This window comes from Sphaerochaeta sp. S2, assembly GCF_016406725.1.
GTDB lineage: Bacteria > Spirochaetota > Spirochaetia > Sphaerochaetales > Sphaerochaetaceae > Sphaerochaeta.
In genome coordinates this window covers 1-4124 of the sequence record NZ_JAEKNT010000151.1, presented here as the reverse complement: position 1 = coordinate 4124, position 4124 = coordinate 1, and the positions used below count along the sequence as shown (strand labels likewise).

Sequence of the window (4124 nt, the reverse complement as noted above, 5' to 3'; positions counted from 1 at the left end):
CATCCAAGTGAGGCAAAAAGCACCTTTTCCAGCTTGCTTGAATCAGCGAGCAGGTAGACAGTCTTTGCTGAGGCTATCATGGCACGCTTAAGAGCAATGTCGCTAAATGAAGGATAGGTAAGACCAGCATCCAAGCTGAATCCACCTGTAGCGAGAAAGAGCTTCTCTACATAGAGATTCTCAAAGAGCAAGAGACCTTTCTCCCCAGTAAGGGAGAGCGTGGGGGGTTTGAACTCCCCTCCTACTACCAGAACATGATTCGAGGGCTCCATTCCAAGATGCAATGCTGCATTCAACGCATTGGTTACGATACTAAGATTGGTACGGTCGCCAAGATGTTTCACCATCTCGGTAACAGTTGAACCTGAATCCAAAATAATTGAATCCCCATTAGAGACAAACTGTGCCGCCTTCATTCCAATTCTTGCTTTTTCCTCTTCATGTCCACGTCGTGGAAGTGTAAGAGGAAGCGTGTTGGTCGTGAGCGTATTGAGGAAGGCTCCCCCATGTTGGCGGGTGATCAACCCTCGTTTTTCCAAACTCTCCAAATCCCCACGAATGGTTGGCTCGGAGACGTTAAATAGCTCCTTTAACTCTTGTACACGGCAACTGCCATTCTCCTGCAACAACTGGAGAATCTTTTCTCTTCGCTGATCCTGAAACATTATGGTACCTCTTGTTCTATTTCAATTGACATCATAACCGAAAACAAATGAAAAGAAAAGAACAGAATTACAACAATCCCAATGCATCATACATTTTCAAGTAGAATCAAGAATATTCAACTGTATGACTAGATACAGAACATTTATATACATTGTAAGCGTAAATAAATGTAAACTTAAAAGAAAACAAACGAAACATTTTTCATTGACGAACTCAATATCTTAGCTTACGATAAAGGTAGCGAAAAACCAGAGAAGAAGGAGCGCATCATGCCAACCATCAGATTAGGGTATGCACCCACCCGTAGAAGTATTTTCAGTGCACCGGATGCCATTAAATATCGTAACCTCACTCGAGATCGGCTTGTCGAGCTCGGTATCGAATTCGTAGACATTACAGACATCAATGAGGAGGGCCTCCTCTATGATGACAAGGATATGGTAAAAATCCTGGAGAAATTCAAAGCTGAAAAGGTGGATGGACTCTTCCTCCCCCACTGCAACTTTGGCACTGAGTATGTCTCAGCACGTCTTGCAAAAGAGCTGGGTGTACCTGTTCTCCTCTGGGGCCCGTTGGATGAACGGCCAGAGCCTAATGGAGAGAGACTCAGGGATACACAGTGCGGTCTCTTTGCAACCGGCAAAGTCCTTAGACGGTTCAGGGTACCTTTTACCTACATGACCAACTGCAGGCTCAATGATCCAGTCTTCGAGAGAGGCATTCGGGATTTCCTTGCTGTCTGCAATACGGTAAAGACCTTCAAGTCCATCAGGATTCTCCAGATCTCCACCCGTCCCTACGACTTCATGACCACCATGTGCAATGAAGGGGAACTACTCGAGCGGTTCAACGTACAGCTTGCCCCTATCCCAATGCCTGAGTTGATAGAAACGGTCAAGAAATGCAAAGCTGAGGAGAAGGAAGCAGTAGCAGAGGTCATTACTTATATCAGGGAATCGATGATCATCAAGGTTACTGAGGAACAACTGGAAACAGTGGCCGCCCTTAAGGTGGCAATGGCAAAGCTGAGAGAGCAGTATGGATGCAATGCAGTTGCCATCCAGTGTTGGAATGCCCTACAGGGAGAGCTTGGCATCATGCCCTGTGCTGCCAATGCCTTGCTTAACGATGAAGGCGTACCTGTGGTTTGCGAGACAGACATCCACGGCGCAATTACCGCTCTCTTGGTGGAAGCAGCCGGCATGGACAAGAGCCGTTCCTTCTTCGCTGACTGGACCATCCGTCACCCCGACATCCCCAACGGAGAGCTCTTGCAGCACTGTGGACCGTGGCCCGTATCCGTGGCAAAAGAAAAGCCTGTCCTGGGCTACCCGCTTGCGTTTGATCACCCTGGAAGCCTTACTGCAGAAGCAAAGGGAGGCAATTTGACTCTTTGCCGCTTTGACGGAGACAACGGAGAGTACTCTCTGCTGCTTGGTAACGCAAAAGGCACCTCTGGTCCCAAGGGCATGGGAACCTATCTCTGGATTGAGGTGGACAACATCAAACGCCTGGAAGAGAAAATCGTCACAGGTCCCTACATTCACCACTGTGTCGGCATTCACCAGAACATCGTTCCCATCCTCTATGAAGCTTGCAAGTACATTGGGATCAAGGCTGACTTCTACGATCCAATTGAGGAAGATGTAAAGGCCTATCTCCGTGGGGAAGATGTCCCCAGCATGCAGTAAAAGAGGATGGTAATGACAATACAAGAGCTCAAACAACAAGCACTCGAAGTAAGAAAATCCCTGCTTTCCATGATTTATCAAGCGAAAGCCGGGCATACCGGCGGAGCTCTCAGCTCCACCGATGTGATCACAGCACTCTACTTTGAAGTCATGAACATCGATCCTTCCAACCCCAAGTGGGAAGGAAGGGATTACTTCATCCTCTCCAAAGGGCATAGTGTAGAAGGCTACCTTTCTGCACTTGCAAAGCGTGGATTCTTTGATGAGAGCCTGCTCTCCACCTTCTGCCAATATAAAAGTCCGCTTATTGGGCATCCCAACAACAAAATTCCCGGAATTGAGATGAATACCGGTGCCTTGGGTCATGGACTTTCCATCTCGGTAGGTATGGCGATTGGCTTGAAGAAGGATAAAAAAACAAACCGGGTCTTCACGCTCATGGGCGACGGAGAACTTGCCGAAGGATCGGTCTGGGAAGCTGCAATGGCTGCAAGCCACTACAAACTGGACAATCTGGTTGCAATCATTGACAGAAATCACCTGCAGATATCAGGGTCGACTGAGGATGTCATGGGACTGGAGCCCCTGCGTCAGCGCTGGGAAAGCTTTGGTTGGGAAGTGAAGGAAATCGATGGGAACTCCATGACCGAGGTAGTGAATACGCTCAAGGCTGCACCGTTCAAGGAGAACAAACCCTCTCTGATCATAGCCCATACCACAAAAGGAAAAGGGGTCAAGGAGATGGAGGATATCCCCTCCTGGCACCATGGAGTTCCAAACCAAAACCTGTATGAGCAGGCCATGCTCGACTTTGAATCCATGGAGAAGGAGCTACAGAATGTCTGATTACCGCGCCTGCAGGGAGGCTTATACCACTGCTCTACTCGCCCTAGCCAAGGAAGACCCCTCGATCATCGTCATAAGCAGTGATGCTCGTGGCTCCTGTTCCTTGAATACTTTTGTAGAGACCCTGCCCGACCAATTCGTCGAGATCGGTATCGCTGAACAGAATGAAATCGGTGTGGCAGCAGGCCTCTCGGTAGTTGGCAAGAATCCATTTGTGTGTGCCCCTGCCTGCTTCCTGACAGCAAGAAGTCTCGAACAACTGAAAGTTGATGTAGCCTACTCCCACCAGAATGTGAAGGTGCTGGGAGTGAGCGGAGGAGTGAGCTACGGAGCCCTCGGGTCCAGCCATCACACCCTGCATGATATCGCAACGTTACGCTGTATCCCTGACCTTACCATTATCCTCCCCAGCGATGCCGTGCAAACAGAAGAGGTTGTAAGGGCCATCGCACAAGAAAAGGGTGCTTTCTTTATCAGGATAGGAAGAGAGAAAATTCCCCAGATTTACACAGAGGAATTGGGAGTGAAACCCTTTACCTTGGGGAAAGCCAACACGTTGCGAGAAGGAAAAGCCGTTACCCTGGTTAGCTGCGGAGAACTTGTCTACCATACCCTTGAGGCAGCAAAGCTCCTCAGTGATGAGGGTATAGAGGCCAGGGTCCTCGATATGGCTACCCTTAAACCATTCGATGAAGAGGCGATCATCAAGGCTGCAAAGGAGACCGGTGCACTGGTAACGGTTGAGGAACATAGTATCAACGGGGGACTGGGAGCAACAGTCAGTCAGATTGTCTGTGCCAATCATCCAGTACCGGTGAAAACCCTTGCCTTCCCAGATGAATATCTGGTCACAGGAAACAGCCTTGAACTGTTTGCCCATTATGGCCTCGATGCCAAGGGCATTGCGGCCTCCACAAAGAC

The 4124-nt window shown here is 49.0% G+C and carries 4 protein-coding genes; 3 read left to right on the top strand and 1 reads right to left on the bottom strand.

Annotated features, from left to right (window positions below):
• On the bottom strand, positions 1 to 665 hold a 665-nt coding region (locus JF818_RS03965; protein ID WP_198890683.1), incomplete at its 3' end, for a DeoR/GlpR family DNA-binding transcription regulator.
• Between the two features lie 270 nt (positions 666 to 935).
• Between JF818_RS03965 and JF818_RS03960 the strand changes: the two genes are divergently transcribed.
• From JF818_RS03960 to JF818_RS03950, 3 genes are all read left to right on the top strand, one after another.
• Positions 936 to 2357 carry an L-fucose/L-arabinose isomerase family protein gene (locus tag JF818_RS03960; protein WP_198890682.1) on the top strand — a complete coding sequence of 474 codons (1422 nt, stop codon included), beginning with the start codon at positions 936 to 938 and terminating at the stop codon, positions 2355 to 2357.
• Between the two features lie 12 nt (positions 2358 to 2369).
• The gene (locus JF818_RS03955) at positions 2370 to 3203 is read left to right on the top strand and encodes a transketolase (protein WP_233065971.1); all 834 of its coding nucleotides are present in this window, start codon (positions 2370 to 2372) and stop codon (positions 3201 to 3203) included.
• The coding region (locus tag JF818_RS03950) for a transketolase family protein (RefSeq protein ID WP_198890680.1) at positions 3196 to 4124 on the top strand (929 nt) is incomplete at its 3' end. The genes JF818_RS03955 and JF818_RS03950, both read left to right, overlap by 8 nt.